General features: G+C 72.3%; 17 protein-coding genes. 7 read left to right on the top strand and 10 right to left on the bottom strand.

Annotated elements, in window-relative coordinates; genetic code table 11:
• Positions 1-35: 35 nt before the first annotated feature.
• A complete protein-coding gene (locus tag EDD30_RS35430; protein WP_084556928.1) occupies positions 36-842 on the bottom strand; it encodes a phosphatase PAP2 family protein in 807 nt (268 codons plus the stop codon).
• Positions 843-965: 123 nt separating this feature from the next.
• Positions 966-2,327 (bottom strand): NAD(P)/FAD-dependent oxidoreductase, encoded by a 1,362-nt coding sequence (locus EDD30_RS35425; RefSeq protein WP_071807916.1) that lies wholly within the window; start codon positions 2,325-2,327, stop codon positions 966-968.
• Positions 2,328-2,472: 145 nt separating this feature from the next.
• Between EDD30_RS35425 and EDD30_RS35420 the strand changes: the two genes are divergently transcribed.
• Complete coding sequence (locus tag EDD30_RS35420) at positions 2,473-3,774, top strand: ferredoxin reductase family protein (protein WP_071807917.1); 1,302 nt, start codon at positions 2,473-2,475, stop codon at positions 3,772-3,774.
• A 10-nt stretch (positions 3,775-3,784) separates the two neighbouring features.
• Here the strand turns inward: EDD30_RS35420 and EDD30_RS35415 are convergent, their stop codons facing one another.
• Positions 3,785-4,378, bottom strand: a complete 594-nt coding sequence (locus EDD30_RS35415; protein WP_148088181.1) for a hypothetical protein — start codon at positions 4,376-4,378, stop codon at positions 3,785-3,787.
• Between the two features lie 100 nt (positions 4,379-4,478).
• On the opposite strand from EDD30_RS35415, the gene EDD30_RS35410 reads away from it, so the two are divergent.
• Positions 4,479-5,486 (top strand): LLM class flavin-dependent oxidoreductase, encoded by a 1,008-nt coding sequence (locus EDD30_RS35410; RefSeq protein ID WP_123678694.1) that lies wholly within the window; start codon positions 4,479-4,481, stop codon positions 5,484-5,486.
• Between the two features lie 2 nt (positions 5,487-5,488).
• Here EDD30_RS35410 and pulA read toward each other — a convergent pair whose 3' ends face one another.
• From pulA to EDD30_RS35395, 3 genes are all read right to left on the bottom strand, one after another.
• The gene (pulA, locus tag EDD30_RS35405) at positions 5,489-10,837 is read right to left on the bottom strand and encodes a pullulanase-type alpha-1,6-glucosidase (RefSeq protein WP_425321285.1); all 5,349 of its coding nucleotides are present in this window, start codon (positions 10,835-10,837) and stop codon (positions 5,489-5,491) included.
• 140 nt (positions 10,838-10,977) lie between these two features.
• Positions 10,978-11,802, bottom strand: coding sequence for a siderophore-interacting protein (locus EDD30_RS35400; RefSeq protein WP_071807566.1), 825 nt, complete (start codon positions 11,800-11,802; stop codon positions 10,978-10,980).
• A 112-nt stretch (positions 11,803-11,914) separates the two neighbouring features.
• Positions 11,915-13,117 (bottom strand): PucR family transcriptional regulator, encoded by a 1,203-nt coding sequence (locus EDD30_RS35395; RefSeq protein ID WP_071807568.1) that lies wholly within the window; start codon positions 13,115-13,117, stop codon positions 11,915-11,917.
• 109 nt (positions 13,118-13,226) lie between these two features.
• Between EDD30_RS35395 and EDD30_RS35390 the strand changes: the two genes are divergently transcribed.
• Together EDD30_RS35390 and EDD30_RS35385 are read left to right on the top strand one after the other, a co-directional pair.
• Positions 13,227-14,297: a ferredoxin reductase gene (locus tag EDD30_RS35390; protein WP_071807565.1), complete on the top strand. Its 1,071-nt coding sequence runs from the start codon at positions 13,227-13,229 to the stop codon at positions 14,295-14,297.
• 12 nt (positions 14,298-14,309) lie between these two features.
• Positions 14,310-15,494 (top strand): fatty acid desaturase family protein, encoded by a 1,185-nt coding sequence (locus tag EDD30_RS35385; RefSeq protein WP_071807564.1) that lies wholly within the window; start codon positions 14,310-14,312, stop codon positions 15,492-15,494.
• 3 nt (positions 15,495-15,497) lie between these two features.
• On the opposite strand, the gene EDD30_RS35380 is transcribed toward EDD30_RS35385, so the two are convergent.
• Positions 15,498-16,748: a D-arabinono-1,4-lactone oxidase gene (locus EDD30_RS35380; RefSeq protein ID WP_071807567.1), complete on the bottom strand. Its 1,251-nt coding sequence runs from the start codon at positions 16,746-16,748 to the stop codon at positions 15,498-15,500.
• Between the two features lie 13 nt (positions 16,749-16,761).
• Positions 16,762-18,015 (bottom strand): YncE family protein, encoded by a 1,254-nt coding sequence (locus tag EDD30_RS35375; protein ID WP_071807563.1) that lies wholly within the window; start codon positions 18,013-18,015, stop codon positions 16,762-16,764.
• A 121-nt stretch (positions 18,016-18,136) separates the two neighbouring features.
• On the opposite strand from EDD30_RS35375, the gene EDD30_RS35370 reads away from it, so the two are divergent.
• The 3 genes from EDD30_RS35370 to EDD30_RS35360 all read left to right on the top strand — a co-directional run bounded on the left by EDD30_RS35370 (position 18,137) and on the right by EDD30_RS35360 (position 20,755).
• Positions 18,137-19,303, top strand: coding sequence for a PucR family transcriptional regulator (locus EDD30_RS35370; RefSeq protein WP_123678692.1), 1,167 nt, complete (start codon positions 18,137-18,139; stop codon positions 19,301-19,303).
• Positions 19,304-19,384: 81 nt separating this feature from the next.
• Positions 19,385-20,038 carry a DUF6230 family protein gene (locus EDD30_RS35365; RefSeq protein ID WP_123678905.1) on the top strand — a complete coding sequence of 218 codons (654 nt, stop codon included), beginning with the start codon at positions 19,385-19,387 and terminating at the stop codon, positions 20,036-20,038.
• Positions 20,039-20,047: 9 nt separating this feature from the next.
• A complete protein-coding gene (locus tag EDD30_RS35360; RefSeq protein WP_123678691.1) occupies positions 20,048-20,755 on the top strand; it encodes a hypothetical protein in 708 nt (235 codons plus the stop codon).
• Here EDD30_RS35360 and EDD30_RS35355 read toward each other — a convergent pair.
• Both EDD30_RS35355 and EDD30_RS35350 read right to left on the bottom strand, forming a co-directional pair.
• Positions 20,704-21,453: a TetR/AcrR family transcriptional regulator gene (locus EDD30_RS35355; protein WP_071807713.1), complete on the bottom strand. Its 750-nt coding sequence runs from the start codon at positions 21,451-21,453 to the stop codon at positions 20,704-20,706. The genes EDD30_RS35360 and EDD30_RS35355 overlap by 52 nt on opposite strands.
• A 41-nt stretch (positions 21,454-21,494) precedes the next feature.
• On the bottom strand, positions 21,495-22,463 hold the full coding sequence (locus EDD30_RS35350) for a lamin tail domain-containing protein (RefSeq protein WP_071807711.1): 969 nt from the start codon (positions 22,461-22,463) through the stop codon (positions 21,495-21,497).
• Positions 22,464-22,567 lie beyond the last annotated feature (104 nt).

Below are 22,567 nucleotides of genomic sequence, written 5' to 3'. Positions count from 1 at the left end.
AGAGACTGGCCGATCGGTCAGGAAAGTGGGGCAGGTTACACCGCGGCACCCACGGGCTCCGCGGGGCGCACCTCGCCGGCCGGGCCGTCGGGGCAGGTCATGGCCTGTTTCGGCACCCGGGCGACCACGGCGTCCCCCTCGGCACGGCCAGGCACCGGCCGGCGCCGCAGCCGTCCGGATATCAGCATGCCGGCCGCGATCACCGCTACGCCGGCGATCGCGTCAAGTACCCAGTGATTGGCGGTGCCGACCACCACCACCGCGGTGATCGCGGCGTAGAGTCCGCCGAGCATCCGGGGCAGCAGGCCGGGCACCGCCCACGCGACCCAGAACGCCCAGCCCACGTGCAGCGACGGCATGGCGGCGAGCTCGTTGGTGAAGTGGCCGAGGCCGGCGGGCGCCGACGCGTGGCTCGACCACCAGCCCAGGTCGGCCGTGCTCGCGAGGGTGTCGACGAAGCCCGTGGGCATGAGCCGGGGCGGCGCGGTCGGCAGCAGCACGTAGCAGACCAGGCCGAGCGCGGAACCGATGATCAGGCCGTTGCGGGCCACCGGGTAGCGCTCCGGGCACCGCCGGTAGAGCCAGACCAGCACCAGCGGGGTCACGAGGTAGTGCAGGGCGGCATACCAGAACGACATCGCGGCGGCCAGCCACGGCGTGCCGGTCACGGCCCGGTTGAGGGCGGCCTCGACGTCAAGCTGCAGCAGACGCTCCGCGTCGAGCAGGGCCGCGGCGGTGGCGCGGGCCGAGGCGAGATCCGGATCCGCCAGCATCCGCGCCCCGCTGTACGCGGCGAACGCCCCCAACAACAGGACGATCTCGCGCCATCCTCGTCGTGACATCCCGTACCTCCCCCGTCGGTTGATCGAGGGAAGCCTGGCGTAACGACAGTCTGGACGGCATCCGGCGCCCGGCTGAATAGGATCTTGCTCACCTCCTCCTTTCGGCCGGTGCCGGCGAGGCGGCTACTTTCCGGCGTCCGGTCCGGCGGTCACCCTGCGGCGCTCGAACGGATCGCCGTACTCGCGGACCGCGGCCCGGGCGTACGCCTGCTGGAAGGTCGCCACGCGCTCGGCGCGACCCCGGCCGAGGAAGCTGACGAACCAGTGCAGCACGGCCGTCACCCGGTTCTTGAAGCCGACGAGATACAGCAGGTGGACGGCGAGCCACATCAGCCAGCCGATGAAGCCGGAGACGTGCACCTTGCCGATGCTGGCGACCGCGTGGAAGCGCGAGATGGTCGCCATGCTGCCCTTGTCGAAGTACGTGAACTTCCGGCCGGTCTCCCGGCCCGCGAGGCGGCGCTTGATCTGGTCGGCCGCGTGCCGTCCGCTCTGGATGGCCACCTGGGCGACACCGGGCAGGTTGTCGAGGGCCATCATGTCGCCGACCGCGAAGATCTCCGGGTGGCCGGGCAGCGTGCAGTCCGGCTCGACCAGGATCCGGCCGGCCCGGTCGGTCTTCACCCCGGTGGCCGCGGCGAGCTTGCGGGACAGCGGCGGGGCGGCGACACCGGCCGCCCACATCTTCGTCATCGAGGCGATGCGCTCGCGTCCGCGCGGGGTGTCGACGTCGATGCCGGTCGCGTCCACGCCGACGACCTTGGTCTCCAGCTCGACCTCGACGCCGAGCAGGTGCAACTGGCGCAGCGCCCGGGTGGAGAGACGGTCGCCGAAGGTCTTCAGCACCGCGTCCACGGCGTCGATGAGGATCACCCTGGCCTGGCGCGGGTCGATGTGTTTGTACTGGCCGGGCAGGTTGCGGTGGGCCAGCTCGGCGATCTGCCCGGCCATCTCGACGCCGGTCGGCCCCGCGCCGACGACGACGAAGGTCATCCACCGCTCCCGCTCGGCCGGGTCCTCGTGCAGGTCGGCCAGCTCGAAGGCGCCGAAGATCCGGGCCCGCAGCTCGAGCGCGTCGTCGATGCTCTTCATGCCCGGCGCATGGTCGGCGAACTGGTCGTTGCCGAAGTAGGACTGGCTGGCGCCCGCGCCGACGATGAGCGTGTCGTACTCGACCGAGTAGTCGATGCCGGGCGCCGAGACGAGGACCTTCTTCGCCGCGACGTCGACGTCGGTGACCCAGCCCAGCTTGACGTCCACGTTCTCCTGGCGCTTGAGGATCTCGCGGATCGGCGGGGCGATCTCGCCCTCGGAGAGGATCCCGGTCGCGACCTGGTAGAGCAACGGCTGGAAGAGGTGGTACGCGGTGCCGTTGATCAGCGTGATGTCGACGTCGGCCCGGCGCAGCGCCTTCGCGGCGAAGAGGCCGCCGAACCCGGCTCCGACGATCACCACACGATGCCGTGGGGCAGTGCGTTGCGCCATGTGAGCCTCCGGTGTTCGTGGTTGTACCCCGCGTACGGTATCAACGCGGGGACGGGCGATCGGCTCGTCAGTTCCACCTGTACCCCGGCCCGCCTCACCGGCACGGCTTCGTGAGGACGGTCACCGTCAACCGTGGGAGGCCGGCATGCGGACCGTTCAGCTCTTCTGGGGTCTCGTGCTCCTCAACGTCGCCGTGGTGTGGACGTTGTTCTTCACCATCGCGCCCGAGCCGAAGCACGCGCTGGTCGGCGTCGGGCAGTTCCTCGGGCTGCACGCCGCCCTGCTGATGATCCTGCAGCTCACCCTCGTCGCGCGGCTGCCGTGGCTGGACCGGCGGGTGGGCATGGACCGGCTCACCTCGTGGCACCGGTGGACGGGGTTCACGCTGTTCTGGGTGGTGCTGCTGCATCCGCTGTTCGTCATGGCGGGCTACGCGGCCGTCTCGCACTCCTCGACCTGGCAGCAGTTCCGGAACCTGGCAGGCATGCTGGGGTCGCTGGTCGGCATGATCGCGCTGGTCGTCGTCGTGGTCGCGGCCGCGGCGTCGCTCCGATCGGTCCGCCGCCGCCTGCAGTACGAGACCTGGCACGCGGTACACGTGCTCCTCTACGCGGCGGTCGCGCTGGTCCTGGTCCACCAGTTGTTCGAGGTCTCGGCGTTCACGGCCGCACCGGTCGCGACCGCGTACTGGTGGGCGTTGTGGGTCTTCGCGCTCGGGGCGCTGCTCGTGGGCCGAATTGCGATGCCGCTGTGGCGCAACGCGCGGCACCGGCTGCGGGTCGCCGCGGTGGTGCCCGAGTCCGACGACGTGGTCTCCGTCCACATCTCCGGCCGGGACCTCGACCGGCTGCCCGCCCGGGCCGGGCAGTTCTTCATCTGGCGGTTCCCCGGGTACGCCCGCTGGTGGCAGGCGAACCCCTTCTCGCTGTCGGCGGCGCCGGACGGGCGCACGCTGCGGCTGACCGCGAAGGCCGTCGGCGGGGCGAGCGCGGCGCTGCGGCACGTCCCGGTCGGCTCGCGGGTGTTCGCGGAGGGGCCGTACGGCGCCTTCACCTCCCTGCGCCGCACGCGCGACAAGACGCTGCTGGTCGCCGGCGGAGTGGGGGTCACGCCGATCCGGGCGTTGCTCGAGGAGCTGTCCGGTGACGTCGTGGTGCTCTACCGCGTGCACAGCCGGGCCGACGCCGTCCTGCTCGCCGAGCTGGAGTCCCTGGCGCACGAGCGCGGGGCGCGGGTGCACCTGCTGGCCGGCCGTACGGGAGCCGGAAGCCCGCCGTTCGCCCCGTTCGCGCCGGACAACCTGGCCACCACGGTGCCGGACGTCGCCGAGCGCGACATCTTCGTCTGCGGCCCGCCCCCGATGACCGAGGCCGTGATCCGCGCCCTGCGGGCCCTGAAGGTCCCCCGTAGCCAGATCCACGCAGAACGGTTCAGGCTCGCGGCATGAGGTCGAAGCGTCAGGAGCAGCCGTGTTCCCAGTGCCAGCCGATGAAGGCGTGGCGCAGCACCACGCTCTGGCGGCAGGTCGCCGTGCCGTCCGCCGCGACCGTGACGAACGTCTCGTGGGTGTTGTGATACCAGCGGCCGGTCGGGTCGAAGATGCCGCGATAGCCGAACTCCGCACGAGTGCCGACCGTGGCGCCGGCGGTCCGGGCGACGTCCTGCACGGTCCACCCGGCGTTCCACGGCTCCCGGTTGACGTGCGTGTCGTATGTGGAGGACGCCGCGTCGGTCTTCGTGGTCAGTGAGGTCATCAGGATGTTGCAACAGTCGTACATGTCGGAGAAGGTGCGGTAGGCCCGCGGCTCGGCCATGATCCCGGCCACCTTGGCGATCTCGACGCGCCCGTAGGTGACCTGGCAGTTGCCGTCCACGACGACGCTGCGCCGCGCGTGATGGCCCGCGGACGGCATCGGCAGCGAGTCGTCGATCCGCAGCTGCCCGCACCCCTGCCCGGTCGGCCCGGACGCGGACGCCGGGGAGGCGGGAGCGGCCAGGAGCCCCGCCAGGGCAAGGGCCGCCGCGCCGAGAGCCGGGGCCGATCTTTGCATCTCCATCTCCTCACGCGAGCGTTGCGAGGATTCGATCACATTCTCGGCCGTGCCGCTGTCGGCCGGGATCGCGGCCGCCGCGCTGGGCTAGAGTTCCGGCATGAATCTGCCGCCACTGTCCATCCTGGAGGTCGCGCCGGCGGAGCAGGGCCGCACCGCGTCGGAGGCGCTGGCCGCCACGGCCGCGACCGTCCGGGCGGCCGACCAGCTCGGCCTGCGCCGCGCCTGGTTCGCCGAGCACCACGGCGCCCCGCTGATCGGCAGCGTGGCCCCTGCGGTGCTGATCGCGCACGCCGCGGCGACCACCCCCCGGCTCCGGGTCGGTTCCGGCGGGGTGCTCCTGCCGAACCACGCGCCGCGCGCGGTCGCCGAGCAGTTCGCGACGCTGGACGCGCTGCACCCCGGGCGGATCGACCTCGGTATCGGCCGCGGCCCCGGCACTTTCGACGCCTCGGTCGTCGCCGCGCTGCAACGCGGTGCAGCACCGACCACCGACCACAGCTACCGCGCGGGGATCGTCGAGCTGCTCGGCTACCTGTCCGGGGAGGCCGGGCCGCCGCTGCTGCCGGGCTACCGTGCCGCCGTGCAGCCGTGGCTGCTGTCGTCGAGCACGGCGGGGGCGACGCTCGCCGGCGAGCTGGGCCTGCCGGTCGCGTTCGCGCACCACATCCGCCCGCAGAACACCGCCGAGGCGCTGGACCGCTACCGGCAGGCGTTCCGGCCGTCGCGCTGGCGGGAACGGCCGTACGTGATGATCGCCGTGGAGACGGTCTGCGCGGACACCGACGCGGAAGCGGACCTGCTCGGCCGCCCGCTGGACCTCGTCAAGGCAGACCTGTTCGCCGGGCGGGCCGACCGGCCGCTGCTGCCGCCCGCGGAGGCGGCGGAGGTGACCCTGCCCGACGAGGTGCAGGAACGGCTGCGGGCCTACCGCGCCGAGCAGGCACACGGGTCGCCGGCGACCGTGGCCGGGCGGCTGGCGGCCCTCGCCGAGGCGACCGGCGCCGACGAGATCATGCTGTCGACCACGATCTACGACGCGGCGGCCCGCCGGCGCACCCTCGAACTGGTGTCCTCCCTGAAACTGGTGGCGCAGAGCGCCGGCTGAGCTCAGCGCTGCACGAACACCGCCACGGATCTCGCCGGGACGGTGAACGCGCCGGTCGCGGCGGCGAAGGATGCGGTGCGCAGGGCGGGGTCGGCCGCGGCCCGCTGCACCGGATGCAGTTCGACGTGCGCCCCGCGCAGCGCGGTGACCGTCTGGGTGGCGGTCGCCGGTGTCGCGTTGAAGATCACCGTCAGGGAGGTCCAGTGCGGGTCGAGGCCGCGCCCGTCGAGGGTCATGGTGATGACTCCGGGTGTCTCGGCGGCGCCGGACAGCGGGAACGACAGGCGCTTCTGCACCCCGGCGGCGTCCGGCAGCGCGAACACCGGTGACGAGCGGCGGATGGTGAGCAGCTCGCGGTAGGCGGCGTCGGCCAGGCCGATCGCCGCGCAGTCCGGCGTCAGCGCCGGGTCGGCCAGCAGCGGCTTCGCGTACGGCCACTTCGCCTCGTTGTCCGCGGCCGGGGGCAGGCCGCGGCCGAAGCCGTTGCCGCGCGCGCAGTCCCATTCGATCCGGTTGAACCAGTCCCCCGAGTTGTACGAGTTGCGGTCCAGCGACTTCGACCGCAGCCGCTCGCTGCCGGTGGCGGCGAAACCGGTCCCCTGCCCCAGGACGGTGGTGGCCAGCGCCAGGGACTGCATGCGCGCCCGGTCGGTCGCCGACGTGCCCTGCGGCAGCTTGTACGCGAGCGCGTCGTACAGGATCTCGTTGTCGTGCGCGTCCACATAGGTGACCGTTTCGGTGGGCACGGACGTGTACCCCGCCGGAGAGCCGTTGTAGTCGATCTGCGCGCCGGTCTTCACCGTGCCGTCGGCGGCGGTGAACGAGTACGTCGCGAGGTTGCCGCTCAGCCCCACCTTGATCAGGTCCTGGTAGTGCCGCAGGCGGGCCCGCTGCTCCTCGGCCGTCCCGTTGACCGGATCGCCGTTGGGGTCGGTGAACAGGCCGGAGCCGAAGCCCTGCACCCGCGGGTTCTCGTCGAACGGGCCGCCGCCGCGAACGGCGTCGCGCAGCCGGTCGTTGAAGGTGCCGACGCCCGTACCGGCCATGTTCGCCTGGGTCGCCTGCTCGAAGCGCGCGTCACCGGCCACCTCGCCGAAGTCCCAGCCCTCGCCGTACAGGAGGATGTTCTTGCCGTCCACGCCGTCGCGGGCGAGGGTCAGCCGGTCGAGGGCGGCCCGCACGGCCAGGATGTTCGCCTTGGGGTGGTGGCCCATCAGGTCGAACCGGAAGCCGTCCACCTTGTACGCCTGCGCCCAGGTGACGACGGAGTCGACGACGAGCTTGCCCATCATCGCGTGCTCGGGGGCGGTGTTGGCGCAGCAGGTGGAGTTCGCGACCGTTCCGTCGGCGAGCAGCCGCTGGTAGTAGCCGGGCACGATCTGGTCCAGCACCGAATGCGGATCGGTGCCGGCGGCCGAGGTGTGGTTGTAGACCACGTCCATGACCACGCGCAGGCCGGTGCCGTTGAGCGCGGCCACCATCTGCCGGAATTCCCTGGTCCGCGACGCGCCCTCGGGATCGGTGGCGTACCCGCCCTCCGGCGTCGTGTAGTGCAGCGGGTCGTACCCCCAGTTGTAGCCGTCGGCGCCGGCCACCGCCGCGATGCACTTCTGCTGCTCGGCGGAGTCCGGCGGCAGCGCGGCGAGGTCGCAGGGAGGCTGCTTCTGGTCGGCGCGCTTCTCGGGGATGGTGGCGAAGTCGAACACCGGCAGCAGGTGTACGTGGGTCGTGCCCGCCTGTGCGAGCCGCCCGAGGTGCTTCATCCCGGCGGCACCGGGGTCGGTGAAGGCCGCGTACGTGCCCTGCTCGGAGAAGTCGCGCACGGACAGCTCGGTGATCTGGACCGCTCCGGGTGCGGGCTTGCGGAGCCGGTTCCAGCCCGCCGGGGCCAGGGCCGGGTCGGTGAGGTCAGCGATCTGGCTGTGCGTCGAGTTCGCCGACAGCGCCAGCGAGTACGGGTCCGTGACGCTCGCAGTGACGACCTTCCGGGCGGCAGGCTGCCAGGCGGTCACCCGATAGCGGTAGTACCTGCCCTTCCAACCCCGGGCGCCGGTGACCGACCAGACGCCGGTCCGCGCGTCCCGGGCCATCGGCACGATCCGGGCGGCCGAGGCCGGGGTGTCGGAGAGCTCGAGCTGCACCGACCGCGCGGTCGGCGCCCAGACGGCGAGCCGGGGGCGGCCACCGTCGAAGGCCGGGCCGAGCCGGGCGCCCGTGGCGGCGGCGTAGACGTCGTCGAGCACGTCGGCGATCTGCACGCCGGTCGCGGAGAGCAGCTTGCCGTGCGCGTCGCGCTCGGTGACCGCGACCTGGCTTTTGAGGATCTCGCGGACGTCGGCGCCGCGCGGGAGCGTGAAGGCCCCGTACTGCCACAGGTGCGGGGACTTGCGCCGTTGCGCCTCGGTGAGGCCGTTGCGCTGGGCCTTCAGGCGGAGGCTGTGCTCGGGTTCCGCCGGGTCCAGATCGCCCTCGGGCGCCCAGATCAGGTCGTAGATGCGGCCGTCGGTGCCCGCGCCGACCGGTTCCAGGCTGCTGCCGGTGCCGGTCTTCCACGCGATGGTCGCACGGTCCAGCCAGACCGCGGCGGACTTGGTGAGGTCCACCTCTCCCCCGCCCCCGGCCTTGCGGACCACAGGGAGCAGCCGATCGGGGACGCCGGCGAGCAGCCACACCTCCCGCCCGGCCGAGGCGAAGTCGAGCCGCTGGTCGTCGGGCAGGTCCTTGACGTCTCCCTTGTGGATGATGTAGTTCAGCCCGGTGGCGCCCGCGGCGAGCGGCACCTTGAACGTCACCCCGAAGGAGTCGGACCCGGCGGGCGGCAGCGGCGACGACCATTCGGTCGGGTTCGCGGCGCCGTCCCACACGTGCAGGCCCCAGCCGCCGTAGTCGCCGTCGGCGCGGCGGTAGTGGATGACCGCCGTGTTCTCGTCCTGCGCCACCGGCGGAGGCTCGGTGCCGATCGCCGGATCACCCTGTTTCAGCCAGATCTCCGGATTGACGGCCGGGTCGAGGAAGCGGTCCACCGCGACGTCCTTCGTGCCGTTGGAGTCCACGACGATGAATCCGACGTTGCGGGCGCCGGGCTTGAGTTTGACCCAGGCGAAGCGACCGTACGCGTCGACGCCGGCGAACGGCTGTCCCTGCGGCCACGGGGTCTGGGCGGACTCGTCGACGTCGCCGTAGGCGTACAGCCTCCAGTCGTCGTAGTCGCCGTCCGGGCGCTGGTAGTGCACGACCGCGTGGTCCGGACCGACCTGGACGACGGGGGTGCCGACCTTGATCCCACTGGTCGTGGTGGCCGTACGCCCCCTGCTGTCGCGGACCGTGGCCCGATAGGTGACCGGTGTGGCGCCGGCGAGCCCGGTCAGGTCGTGGAAGACGCGGTACGGCGCGGTGTCGGCGGTTCCCAGCGTCCGCCAGCGGCCGTCGCCGACCTTCGCCTCGAAGCGGACGGTGGCGAGCGGGTCGCCGCTGACCGCGGCCGTCAGCTCCGTGCGCGTGGGCACGTACGCCCCGGGTTCGGGCGCGGTGATCCGCACGGTGGGGGCGGCGGTGGGGGCGGCGACCGTCCTGCCGGCGCGGTACGCGATCGCCGACAGCGCCGGGACGGTGAGGGTGAGCTTGCCGTCGGCACCGGTGGCCGCGCCGCCCGCACCGCCGTAGACGCCCTGGAACGACGCGGCGGGAGTCCACGTGTCGACGGTGACCGTCTGCGCGGTGGTGGCGTTGTTGACGGCGATCACGTACTCGCGCCGCTCGGCCCGGTCGATGCGGGACGCGGCGAAGACGCCGGGACCGGCGGCGGCGTGCCGGGTCACCTGCATGCCGTCGCGCAGGGCCGGGTGGGCCTTGCGCAGCGCGCCGAGCGCGGCGACGGTCCGGTAGACCGGGTGCGAGGTCTCGTAGTTGGCCTGGGCGTGCGTGCGGTCCGTGCCGAGCAGGTCGTCGTCGAGGTAGTCGGGCGTCCGGCTGGCGAACATGTCCTGGCGGGCGTCCTTGTCCCCGCCCGGGCCGGTGAAGCCCTGCTCGTCGCCCGAGTAGATCACCGGCTGGCCGCGGGTGAGGAACATCAGCTCGTGCGCGAGCTCGTCGCGGCGCAGGTGGGTGGCCGGGTCGGTGCCGCCCGCCGCGACGAACGAGCCGATCCGGCCCATGTCGTGGTTGCCGAGGAAGGTCGGCAGCCGGTCCGCGGTGGTGTCGTCGGTGGTGTAGAGGTCGTCCTTGGCGTACAGGGCGGCCAGGGCCTCGGCGGAGCCGCCGTCGGCGGTGAAGGTCCGGGCCGCGGCCTGGAAGGAGAAGTCGAGGGTGGCGGGCAGGCCGCCGCGGCGCACGTACGTCGACTCGATCTCCTGGTCGGCGCTGTAGACCTCGCCGAACATGAAGAACCCGGGCTTGCCGGCCTGCCGGGCGGCGGCTTCGATACCCGCCGAGAACTGCGGCCAGAAGTCCAGACCGGAGTGTTTGACGGTGTCGAGCCGGTAGCCGTCGATGCCGGTGTTCCTGATCCAGTCGGCGTAGATCTTCGTCATGCCGCGGACCACCTCGGGGCGCTCCGTCCACAGGTCGTCGAGGCCGAAGAAGTCGCCGTACTCGCTGTTCTCGCCGACGAACGTGGTGTCGCCGCGGTTGTGGTACATCCGCGGATCGTTGAGCCACGCCGGAACCTTGACGCCGCGGTCCTCGGGGGCGATCACCGGCGTGTACGGGAACGACGCCGCGTTCACCGCCGGGAACGCGCGGGTGCCGTCGGCGTAGTTGCGGTCCTCGAAGGTACGCCCCTGCGCGTCCCGGTACGGCTTCGCGGCCTTGTCCACATAGCCGTACTCGTTCTCGGCGTACTTGATGACGTCGGCGGTGTGGTTGACGATGATGTCCAGATAGATCTTCATGCCGCGACGGTGCGCGAGATCGACCAGCCGCGTCAGGTCGGCGTTGCTGCCGAAGTGCGGGTCGACCTGGGTGAAGTCGGTGATCCAGTAGCCGTGGTATCCGGCCGAGACGTCCGCGCCGCTGCCCTGCACGGGCCGGTTCTTGAAGACCGGCGCCAGCCAGATCGCGGTCGTGCCGAGCCCCTGGATGTAGTCCAGGCGGTCGATGACGCCCTGGAGATCGCCGCCGTGGTAGAAGCCCTTGTCCTCAGGGTCGTACCCGGTGGCGAGCCGGTCGCCGGGGAGGCCGCCGCGGTCGTTGCCGGTGTCGCCGTTGGCGAATCGGTCCGGTAGGACGAAGTAGAACTGCTCGTTGGCGGCGGTGCCGGCGGCCTTCGCTTGTGCGGCCGGGGCCTGGGCCTGCGCCGGGGCGGACGGGGGAACCTGCACGCCGAGCACGAGGAGCACGGCGAGCAGCAATATGCTCGCCCGCGAGGTCTTCACATCGAGGCCTTCCTATCCAGCGGGACGACGCACGCTAACTCCCGCCGAAACCCCCGTGCAAGGACTTGCAAGGCCTGACTTGTAGTTACATCGCATCGTGCAAGAACGCACGGACGGTCCTATGCGGCCTGTTCCGCCTCCACCTGCCGGTTCCACTCGCGCTTGCTCGACTGCCAGCCGTCCTCGTTCAGGCCGTGTCGCCAGTAGCCGGAGATCGACAGGCGATCCATCGGGATCTGCTTCTCGACGCGCAGCAGCCGTCGCAGGTCTCTGACGAAGCCGGCCTCGCCGTGCACGAAGGCCTGCACGCTCCCGGCCGGCCAGGCGAGACCCCGCACTGCCGCCACCAGCGCCTCACCGATCGGGCGCCCGCCGCGATACAGCCAGGTGATCTCGGCGTCGGCGGCCGTGGCCAGAGGCTGTTCGTCGGCCGGACCGGCGACCTCCACGAAGGCGTGCACCCGCGCCCCCGCGGGCATGGCCTCCAGCGCGGCGGCGATCGCCGGCAGCGCGCTCTCGTCGCCGGCGAGCAGATGCCAGCCGGCGGCCGGGTCCGGGGCGTACCCGCCGCCCGGCCCCAGGAACCGCACCGGGTCGCCGACCCGGGCGGCGGCCGCCCACGGCCCGGCGATGCCCTCGTCGCCGTGCACCACGAAGTCCAGCCACAGCTCGGGAATCTCCGGAAGCCAGCGCCGGATCGTGTACGTCCGCACGACCGGCCAGCTCTCGCGGGGCATCGTCTCGCGGATCACCCCGAGGTCGAACGGCTCGGGATAGACCACGCCCGGCCGCGGGAACTGGAGCTTGACGTAGTGGTCGCTGCATTCACCCGCGGTGATCTCCCGCAGGCCGGGGCCGCCCACCGCGAGGCGCACCATGTGCGGGCTGAGCCACTCGACGCGGGTCACGACACCGGTCCGGGCCGAGATGGGACTGATCGGCATGGGCACACTTCTTCCGGCTCGACGAGATCAAGGTAAGGCTACCCTTAGCCCTCGCTCCCGTCCCGGCCGACCGCATGTGAGCTAAATCCGGGTCACGGTCCCGTCCGGGGCTTCAGCTCGGGGCCGCCTGGGCGGCGGCCAGGGCCACGGTGAGCATGAGCAGCCATTGCGGGTCGCGGAGGCGGTCGCCATAGAGCTCGCGGAGGCGGGACATGCGGTAGCGGACCGTCTGAGGATGGACGAACAGCTCCGCCGCGACGTCCTCGCGGCGGCCCTGGTGGAGCAGCCAGCTCCGCAGGGTCTCCACCAGCTTGGCCGCCGTCGCGGCCCGCTCGGACGACAGCGGGGCCAGCACCCGGTCGCGCAGGTCGGCGAGGGCCTGCGGGTCCGCCGTCACGACCAGGGCGAGCAGATGGTCCTCCGTGTCGACGGCGCCGCCCGCGGGAGCGCGGACGTCGAGGCGGGAGACGCGGATCGCCCGGGTGAGCGAGTCGCGGGCGCGCAGCCAGGGGCGGGCGGGGCCGACGATGGCGCCGCGGCAGGAGAGCAGGCGGATCAGGTGGCCGCGGGACGGACCCTGCGCGTCCGGGATCAGGAGCACCGTGGTCTCCGGCAGCTCCGGCCCCCCCTCGGCCACGTGGAGCGTACGGGCGTCGAAGAGGTCGGCCATCGAGCGGGCGGCGCGCTCGGGCACCAGGACGGCGGTCAGGGTCTGCGGCGGCGCCCACTCGGCGCGCTCCGCCGCCGCGATCACGACCTCCGGCGGGTCGCCCGCGACCAGGGCCTGGGCGAGCAGCTCGAGCCGCCGGCGGCGGGCCCGGCCGGAGGAGGCCAGCTCGTCGGCGTGCCCGGCGACGCTCGCCGCGGACAGCTCGTCGATGTAGGCGAACACCAGCTCGGCGAAGCGGGCGATGGTGGGCGCGGGCTGGCCGGTGCTGACGCTGATGGCGGCGAACTGACGCCAGGCGACGCGGGCGCCGATGCGGTACGCCCCCAGCAGCGCGTCGAGGCTGCGGCCGGAGCGGGCCTCGCCGCGGCCCAGGGCGTACGCGGCCTCGATCGCCGGGGCCAGGGGCGAGCCGGGGTCGGGGCCGGCCCCGCGGGAGACGAGGTTGAGGAACGTGCCGAGGGCCGCCCGTACCGCCTTCTCGATCTTGGCGCCGAGCTCTCCCGCGAAGGCCTCCGCGTACGCCGGGACGGTCGCGGTGATGGCGCCGATCGTCTGGACCGCAACCTCGGGCAGCCGCTCCCGCAACGGGACGACGATGTCCTCGGCGAGGCGGAAGTCGCGTACGTCGGGCAGCGTCTCATCCATGGTCACTCCGGGTTTCACCGCGCATTGTTGTGCTGGACGAACAATAACTGCCGCACGATTCACTTCGTCAGGTCATGCATTCGTTCCCCGGTCACAGCAGGCTTAGGTGATGGCTCTTACGCGCACCCTGCGGTCCGGGGCCTGGCGGGTCGTGGAACTGATCACGACACCGCTCGTCCCGGCCGACTACCTCGATGCGGTCGTCCCGCTGCGCAATCCCGACGTGCTGCGCGCGAAGATCGTTGGCGTCCACGCCGAGACGGCGCACAGCGTGACGCTGACGCTACGCCCCGGCCGCGGCTGGCGTCCGTACACGCCCGGTCAGTATGTCCGGCTCGGCGTGGACGTCGACGGCGTACGGCTCTGGCGCTCGTACTCGGTCACCAGCGCGCCCCGGCGCGACGACCGGTTCACGGTCACCGTCAACGAGATCCCGGGTGGCGCGGTGAGCACCCACCTCGTCCGGCGGGCGCGCACCGGCATGATCCTGCACCTCGACGTGCCCGCCGGCGAGTTCACGCTGCCGGCCGTCGCCCCGGAGAAGACGCTGTTCGTCACGGCCGGTAGCGGTATCACCCCGGTCATGGGCATGCTGCGCAGCCGCGGGCACGAGTTGGCCGACGTGGTGGTGGTGCACTCCGCGCGTACCCGTGCCGACGTGGTGTTCGGCGACGACCTGCGGGCGCTGGCCGCCCAGGGCCGCATCCGCCTGGTGGAGCGGCACACCGGGACCGACGGCCGGATCAAGCCGGCCGACCTCGACGAGCTGGTGCCCGACCTGTTCGAGCGCGACGTCTGGGCGTGCGGGCCCAACGAGCTGCTCGACGACCTGGAGGAGCACTGGGCGCAGTCCGGCGCCCGGTCGCGGCTGCGCACCGAGCGGTTCCGTCCCACGGTGATGGCCGACGGCGCCGGTGGTGGCGACCTGACGTTCACGCTCGCCGGCAAGACGGTCCCGGCCGGCGGCGGTGAGCCGCTGCTGGTGGCCGGCGAGGCCGCCGGGGTGCTGATGCCGTCCGGCTGCCGCATGGGCATCTGCTTCAAGTGCGTGCTGCCGCTGCGCGAGGGCGCCGTGCGCGACCTGCGCGACGGCACCCTCACCGTCGCCGAGCCCGGCGACGCCATTCCCATTCAGACCTGCATCAACGCGGCCGCCGGCCCGTGCCGCATCGAGCTGTAGAAGAGGATCACCGTGACCACATTGCAGCGCAAGAACGTCAATCCGATCGCACATCTGACGCCCGAGGACATCGAGCAGATCGGCATCGAGCTCGACGCGATCCGCGACGAGGTGGTGGAGAGCCGTGGCGAGCGCGACGCGAAGTACATCCGGCGGGTGATCTCCGTGCAGCGCCGTCTCGAGCTGGGCAGCCGCGCGGTGCTGCTGTTCTCGCTCTTCCCGCCGGCCTGGCTGCTGGGCACCGCCGGGCTGTCGATCGCCAAGATCCTCGAGAACATGGAGGTCGGTCACAACATCCTGCACGGCCAGTGGGACTGGATGCGGGATCCGAAGATCCACTCCTCGACCTGGGAGTGGGACAGCGCGACGCCGGCCGAGCAGTGGAAGCACTCGCACAACGAGCTGCACCACACGTACACGAACGTGGTCGGCAAGGACAACGACCTCGGGTACGGCATCATGCGCGTCGACGAGGACCAGCCCTGGACGCCGGCCTACCTCGGCCAGCCGCTGTACAACGTCGTCAACGCGATCTTCTTCGAGTACGGCATCGCCGCGTACGACCTGGAGCTGGGGCGCAACCTCAAGACCAAGAAGCGCCGCCGCTCGCCGGAGTTCAAGGCCCGGCTCAAGCAGGTCCGCCGGAAGATCGGCAAGCAGATGCTGAAGGACTACGTCGTGCACCCGGCGCTGTCCGGGCCGTCGTTCCTGCACACGATCGCCGCCAACTTCACCGCCAACATCATCCGCAACCTGTGGACGCACTCGGTCATCATGTGCGGCCACTTCCCGAGGGGCGTCGAGACCTTCGAGCGCACCTCGATCGAGGGCGAGACCCGCGGCGAGTGGTACCTGCGCCAGATGCTCGGCTCGGCCAACATCAGCGGCGGCAAGCTGATTCACATCATGACCGGCAACCTGTCGCACCAGATCGAGCACCACCTCTTCCCCGACCTGCCCAGCAACCGGTACCAGGAGATCGCGCCGAAGGTCCGGGCCCTGTTCGAGAAGTACGACCTGAACTACGTGACCGGCCCCATGCCGGTGCAGGTGGCCTCGGCGTGGGCGAAGATCATCCGGCTGTCGCTGCCCAACCGCGGCCCGGCCTCGGTCCGCCCGCCGCGCAAGAAGCTGGACCCGGAGAACATGCCGGCGCCCCGCTGGCAGCGTGCCCAGCCCAAGCCGGCGAGCTCCTGAGGCTCAGCCGAGCAGGTCGTCCAGCCACGGATTGCGCAAGACGCCCTCCGGGTCGTACTCGCGGGCCAGCGCCACGAAGTCGGCGAAGCGGTCGTACCGGGCGCGTACGGTGGCCGGGGTGATCGTGAAGATCTTGCCCCAGTGCGGGCGCGCGTCGAGCGGGGCCAGCGCCTCCTCGACGTCCGCCACCACCGGCAGGACCGCCCCGGCGTCGGCGATCCAGGTGAAGTGCAGGGCGAACGTGTCGCGGCGGTAGTTGGGGCTCAGCCACAGCTCGTCGGCCGCGATCGTGCGCAGCTCGCAGACCTGCAGCACCGGCGCGACCCGGGCGCCGATCGCCTGCAGCGCGTCGATGGCCTCGAGGGCGCGGTCGCGGGGCACGTGGTATTCCGACTGGAGCTCCTCGCCGCTGCTCGGGGTGAACTCCATCCGGAAGTGCGGCAGCCGGGTGTGCCACGGCCCGGGTTCGCCGGACTGGTCGGTGCTGCTGCGCGCCGGCATGCCCGGCACCGGGTGGCGGGGCGCGGTCGCCCGCCGGGCGCCGTGGAAGTCGCCGGCGGGCATGGGATCGCGCCGTTTGAGCCAGACCGCGGCCATGTCCGGGGTGGACCAGGTGGTGAAGAGGCTGACGCTGTAGCCGTCGGCCAGGATCTCCGGCAGGTGCGACTGCAGGGCGGCGCGGGGCAGGTCGTCGTAGACGTACTGGCGCAGCTCGTACGCCGGCACGACGTCCAGGGTCAGCGCGGTGATCACGCCCAGCGCGCCGAGGTGCACGACCGCCCCGGCGAAGGCGTCCCCGTCGGCGCCGCGGCGCAGGGTGACCGCCGTCCCGTCGCCGCGGACCAGCTCGATCGCCGAGACCGCGGTGGCGAGGTTGGCGTGCCGCCAGCCGGAGCCGTGCGTCGCCGTCGCGACGGCACCGGCGACCGAGATGTGCGGCAGCGACGCCATGGTGTGCAGGGCCAGGCCCTCCGCGTGCAGCCGGGCGGCGAGCTCGCCGTAGCGGATGCCGCCGTCGACCCGGACCGACGTGCGGTCCGCTCCGACCTCGACGATGCGCGGCAGTCCGGCCAGCGACACCAAGTCACCCCTCGTGTCCGCCATGCGGTTGAAGGAGTGCCCGCTGCCGAGCACCTTGACCGAGCCACCGGCCGCCACCAGCTCCTGCACCTGCGCGACAGTGGACGGGCGATGGAACCGGCGCGCGCCGAAGACGATGGAGCCCGCCCAGTTGGTGAACCGCTCGTCGCTCATGCCCCGCAGCACATCACCTCGCGCCGGGCGGTGTCCAGGTCGTGGGGATGTGCCCGACTCGGACCCGCTGCGGGTGGTCGCCGACCGCGACGGAGGCGATCCGGCGGCCGGTCGCGAAGCTGATCGCCGACACCCGGTCGGCGTCGGATTCCGAGATGACGCAGCTCTGCCCGTCGCCGCTGACCGTCGCCCAGTACGGCTTGCTCGCGCCGACCAGTTCGCCCGGCGTGAGGGTGGCCCGGTCGACGATCGTGGCGTAGTCGTCGACGGTGCCGGCCACGCAGAGCTTGGTGCCGTCCGGGCTCATCGACAGCCCGTGGTGGCGCGAGTCGTTCACCCAGGTGGTGCGGTCCTCGTTCGTGGCCGGGTTCTTGGGCAGCTCGCGCACCCGGGTGATGCGGTCGCCCGCCACGTCGTACTCCACCAGGCCGCCGGAGAAGGACACCTGGAAGTACAGGGTGGACTCGTCGGGGGTGAAGACGGCCGGGCGTACGGCGTCGGACAGGTCGGAGCGGCCGATCGCGTCGAGACGCGGGCGCATGTCGATCGTGCGTACGGTGCGGAAGGTCTGCGTGTCGGCGATCGTGATGTGCCGGTCGCCCTTGGTCCAGTCCTGGGAGGGGTCGTCCAGAGACGTCATGACCGCGCCGATCGACGAGTTCCACAGATACCGCCCACCGTCGGTGTAGAGGTTCTCGTGCGGCTGGTCGCCGGTGGCGAACGAGCCGAGCTCCCGGCCGGTGACGATGTCCAGCACGTGCAGGGTGTTGGAGGTCGAGGCGGAGACGGCGACGGACCGGCCGTCGGGAGACACCGCCATGTGGTCGCTGCGGAACCCGGATACCGGGAACCGCCACTTCACCGCCCCGGTGGCGAGGTCGATCGAGACCACGTCGGCGAAGCTCGGGCGCGAGACCACCAGCGCGTCGCCGGCGGGGGTGGTGTACATGTCGTCGACGAGCTGGTCGTGGCCCTCGCCGGGGCCGAGCCGCACGCCGAGGTAGAAGACGAGCTTGATCGGATCCGAGTAGATCTCCCGGAGCCGCTCCAGGCGGTCGGGCACGACGCCGATGCGGCCGAGGGAGGCGAAGGCGCCGCGGGACTCGATGACGTCGACCGTCCCGTCCCAATTGTTGCCGACGAACATGACCTCGCGCAGCGGGGGCGCCGCGGCCGCGCTCGCCGCCGCGGGCACGGCGCCGACGGACGCCGCCAGCAGGAAGGCGGCCAGGGCCCGGGACTTCTCGGGTACGGACGCAGCGCTCACGGACGCCTCCGGCGGACGGGCGGGGCGCCGTGGGTGTTCCGCCGGGCGCCCCGCGATGTTACTTTGCGGTAACGCATAGGGAACAATGAATGTCACCCGTGCCGGTAGAGGACGGGAACCAATGCCGCAGCCGCCCGTTGTGCACCGACCACAACCGCGCGAGGACGCCCTCACGGCGCTCGTGCAGGAACTGGCGGCGGACACCCACCTCGTCGACGAAGTGGTGCGCGCGGTCGGGGCGGCGTTCCCCGAGGCGCCCCGGCGACCGTCGCCGGAGATCCGGCACGCGGTGGCCGCCCTGCTGGCCGCCGGGTTCGCCGCCTTCACCCGCGAGGGCGAGCCGGAGTTCACCGAGGCCTGCCGCTTCGGCGCCGGGCGGGCGGCGCTCGGCGTGCCGGTCGCGGCGCTGCTGTCCGGCGTGCACGCCGGCCGTGGCCGGATCCTGGAGATCGCGATCGAGCGGGGACGGGCGGCCGGCATCCCGGCCGAGGTCATGATGCAGGCCCTGCTGCGGCTCGACCGGTACGGGATCCTGCTGGAGCGGCAGGTCGTCGAGGCGTACCGGGCGGCGCGGCGGGACCTGCGGCGCAACCACCGCGACGCCCGGATCGCCGTGTTGCGGATGCTGCTGCTCGGCGGGCGCGGCGGCGGCGGGCCGGACCCGGCCCGCTTCGGCCTGCACGCCGGCGGCCGCTACCACTGCCTGGCCGCCGACGCCGCCGACCCGGCGCAGATCCGGAGCCTGGAGGGAGCCCTCGCCCGCCGCGGCGGGGTCGTCGCCCCGGTCGCCGGGCGGCTGGCCGGGCTCGTCCCGCGGCTGCCCTCGCCGGCTCCCGCCACGGCGGCGCTGGTGGTGACCACCCCGGCGGTCGGCCTCGATCGGGCGCCGGCCGCGTACGCCCTGTGCCTCACCGCCCTGCGTGCGGCCGGCGGCGACGCCCCGGCCGGGATTCGCCGGACCGGGATGCACGGCGTGGCCGGCCTGGCCGGCGAGACGGCGCTCGCGGCGCAGCCGATGCTGGCCGGCTTCCTCAGCGAAAGCCTGCTCGGCGGCCTGGACCCCGGCGACGAGTTCCACCACGAGCTCGCCTCGACGGCGCTGGCCTATCTGGACCACGGGCAGCGGCTGGACCGGACCGCGGAGGCGCTGCACCTGCACCCGAACACGGTCCGCTACCGGCTGCGCCGGCTGCAGGAGCTGACCGGGCTCGCCGAGCGGCTGACGGTGCTGGAGACGGTGCGGTGGTGGTGGGCGCTGCGCTCCTGGCCGCCTTCTTCCGTTCATTGACAGTTGTTAATGTCTTGACTACCGTCCGAGCCACTGAGAAAACCCACCTTTTCTCGACGATCTCCGGACGGAGTGACGACGGTGACGGATCACCCCTCGACATCCCCGGGACGCACGAACTGGCGCCGTTTCGGCGTGGTGATGGCGCTCAGCGCCGTCGCCACCGCCGGCATGGTGTCGCTCATCTCGAACGGCGCGCTGGCGGCGACCTTCGTGGTCTCCGGCCAGCAGTTCAAGGTCAGCGCCGACGAGCTCGTGGCGACCGGCTTCATCCAGTACGGCACGGTCGATGCCCGCCTCGACCCCGGCAGCAACCCCCCGTCCCAGAAGCCCGAACCGGTCGCGGTCTCGGCCATGAAGACGGCGACGCTCAAGAACCTGTGCCAGTCGGTGGTCACCGACCTCGGCGACTTCGGCTCGGTGAGCCTGGTCATCCGTGCGGGCACCGGCACCCAGCCGGTCACCGCCCGCAACATGGTCGTCGACATGTCCCAGCTCGACGGCAACGCCAAGTTCGAGACCATCGAGATCGGCCGCGACGCGTCCACCCTCGACAAGGGGCCGGAGAACGACCCCGGCGAGAAGGCACAGCGCCGCGAGGGCTTCTTCAGCCAGCAGGCCGAGAAGGTCACCATCACCAACCTCAAGCAGGTCGCCTGGTCCACCAACGCGGCCGAGTTCAACCTGCGCGACCTCAAGCTGGCCCTGCACTGGGGCAAGGACGAGTGCTTCTAAGGAGAAACGATGCGACACCTCGTTCGTACGGGCGTCGTCGCCGCCCTCGGCCTCGGCCTCGGCGCGCTGCCCGCCGCACCCGCGCTGGGGCTCGCCCCCGGCACCACCGTCGGGCCGGCCGGGCACGACTACGCCGCCGCCCTGGTGAGCGGCACGACCGCGGCCTTCGTGGTCGGCAACACCACCGTGAACTGCAGCCAGTCCGCCACCACCGGCCAGGTGCCGGCCGAGCCTGCCAACACCAGCCCCGACGGCCCGGTCGTCTCCCCGGTCAGCCCGGCGACGTTCGGCAACAACGGCGCCAACTGCCCGACCAACGTGCCGTTCACGACGGCCCGCACGGTCTCCAACGACACCAACGGCCCATGGACGATCGCCCTGCAGTACGACCCCGCGGGCTCCACCGGCACGATGACCATCCCCGCCGCCGGCGTGGTCACCACCATCACCGGCCTCGCCTCGTGCACGGTCACGGTGGCACCCGACGGACCGGCGTCGGTGAGCGGGCCGTGGCGCTCAGGCGGCGAGGCCGGACCGCCGGTCCTCGACTTCTCCGCCGGCGTCACGCTGCCGATCCGGGTGACCGGCGGCTTCGCCTGTCCCACCGGCGCCACGACGGCGACCTTCCGGGCGACGTACGTGATCACCGACGTCACGGATCCCGCTCAGCAGATCACCGTTTCCGACGGCACTCCCCCACCGCCCCAGGAGGGCTGAGGGTGGCTCAGGGGGGCGTTCGCCAACCGGGCCGCGATGGTCGGGCCCAGGAAGGGCGCCAGGACGAAATAGGTCAGGTCGGGCAGGCGGTCCGGAAGCTCCGCCGCCCGGCCCGTCGAGACCAGATCGAAGATGATCCCGTACACGCCGGCGATGACGGCCTCCACGACCCCGTCGGGCACCGCAGGCCCGCCGGGGCGCCGGGGCACCTCGGCGAAGAAGCGGGCGTAGCTTTCCAGCAGCATGCGCCGCCGCTCCCGAGCCCGCGGCCCGGCGGCGAGCGCCTCCACGACGGCGAGCGCCGCGAACGCGGGCTCGGCGGCGAGGATCCGCAGCAGCGTGTCAAGCCCGCGGTGGATGCGCTGGGGCCAGAGAGCGGGCTGGGCGAACGCCTCGGCGACCGTCTTCTGCATCAGACCGACCCCGAGATCGAAGGCCGCGATCAGGCACGTCTCCTTGTCGGCGAAGTGCTCGTAGAAGGCGCGCGTCGAGACGCCCGCGGTGGTGCAGACCTCGGTCAGGGAGGCGTTCGCATACCCCTTCTGCGCCACCACCCGGGCCATCGCGTCGATGAGCCGGTCCCGCTGGGTGCGCGAGACGAACTCCCGGGGCAGGTCGTGGCGGCCCCGGGGCAGCCGCGCCGCATCCGCCGGGCGCGACCCGGGCAGGCGCTCACGCTCGCCGGCGACCTCGACCATGATGCCCCCTCGCTGTCCGTCGCCGGACAGCTTAGGGCCTGTCAGGCCGGGGCGCGGGTGGCCACCGGGGCGCCGACCGGGTACTGCATCCAGGCGCGCATGTCGCCCCGGGGATCGAACAGGTACGCGCCGTCGCCCAGCGCCTGCGCGTCGTCGGTCGGGTTGTCGAAGACCGGCCTGGTCAGGCCCCAGTACTTGTGGGTGGCGGTGTCCCTGCCCTTGCCGACGTGCACGTAGACCGAGCCGTGGGCGGGGATCACGCTGCCCGCTCGGAACGTGTAGCGCCGCAGGCCCGAGTCGCGGACCCACCAGCCGGCGATCGGCACGGCGGAGGCGGAGGCGTTGTCGAGACGGACGTACTCTCCGTTGAGGTTCTTGTCGTCCTGGCCCTCGGCGTCGTAGTTGACGAAGGCCGAGATGGCCGCGTTCTGCGACGGCCCGCTCCCGCAGGCGTCGGTGTCGTAGAGGTTGAGGCGGTCCCGGGCGGCCCGGGCCTGCGCCGTCCGGTACGACGCGTTCCACGCGTACTCGCCCTTGAACGGCTGCCACAACGTCAGGCCGCGCCGCAGCAGGTCGAGTCCGACGTCGCGCCATTGCCCGTCGATACGGACCTGGACGGCGCGCAGCGGCCGGTTCTTGCTGGAGCTCGAGGCGTGCTGCGCGGTCATCCGGACGACCCCGCCGCCGGCCCGAAGAAGCTGCTCGAGCCGCGCCGCGGCGGCCACCGCGTGGCAGTGCCCGCGCCGGCGCGACGGCGTCGTGGAGTAGACGGTCAGCTCCATGGCCTGCACGTTGATGAGCCGGATCCAGCGCGGGTTGTTGCGGCCGTCGCCGGTGATGTCGACCAGGATGGTGTCGCCGTCGCCGACGCGCACCGCCTTGCCGGTCCAGACCTGGCACCGCGGACCGCCACCGGTGGGCAGGCAGGATCCGGACGCGGCGGCCGCCGGGGTGGCGAGGACGCCTGCCCCGAGGACGACAGCGAGCACGAGAGCGAGTCGGCGCAACATGCCCCTGGTATCGACCGTCACACCGCCGGCCTGAGCGAACACCCGGGAGCGACCAGACGGCCGGTACGGTGTCGCCCGATGCGTCACAAATTGCGCTCAGAAGC

Source organism: Couchioplanes caeruleus (assembly GCF_003751945.1).
Taxonomy (GTDB): Bacteria; Actinomycetota; Actinomycetes; order Mycobacteriales; family Micromonosporaceae; genus Actinoplanes; species Actinoplanes caeruleus.
The sequence above is the reverse complement of the archived record's forward strand: the minus strand, read 5'-3'. Positions and strand labels throughout refer to the sequence as shown.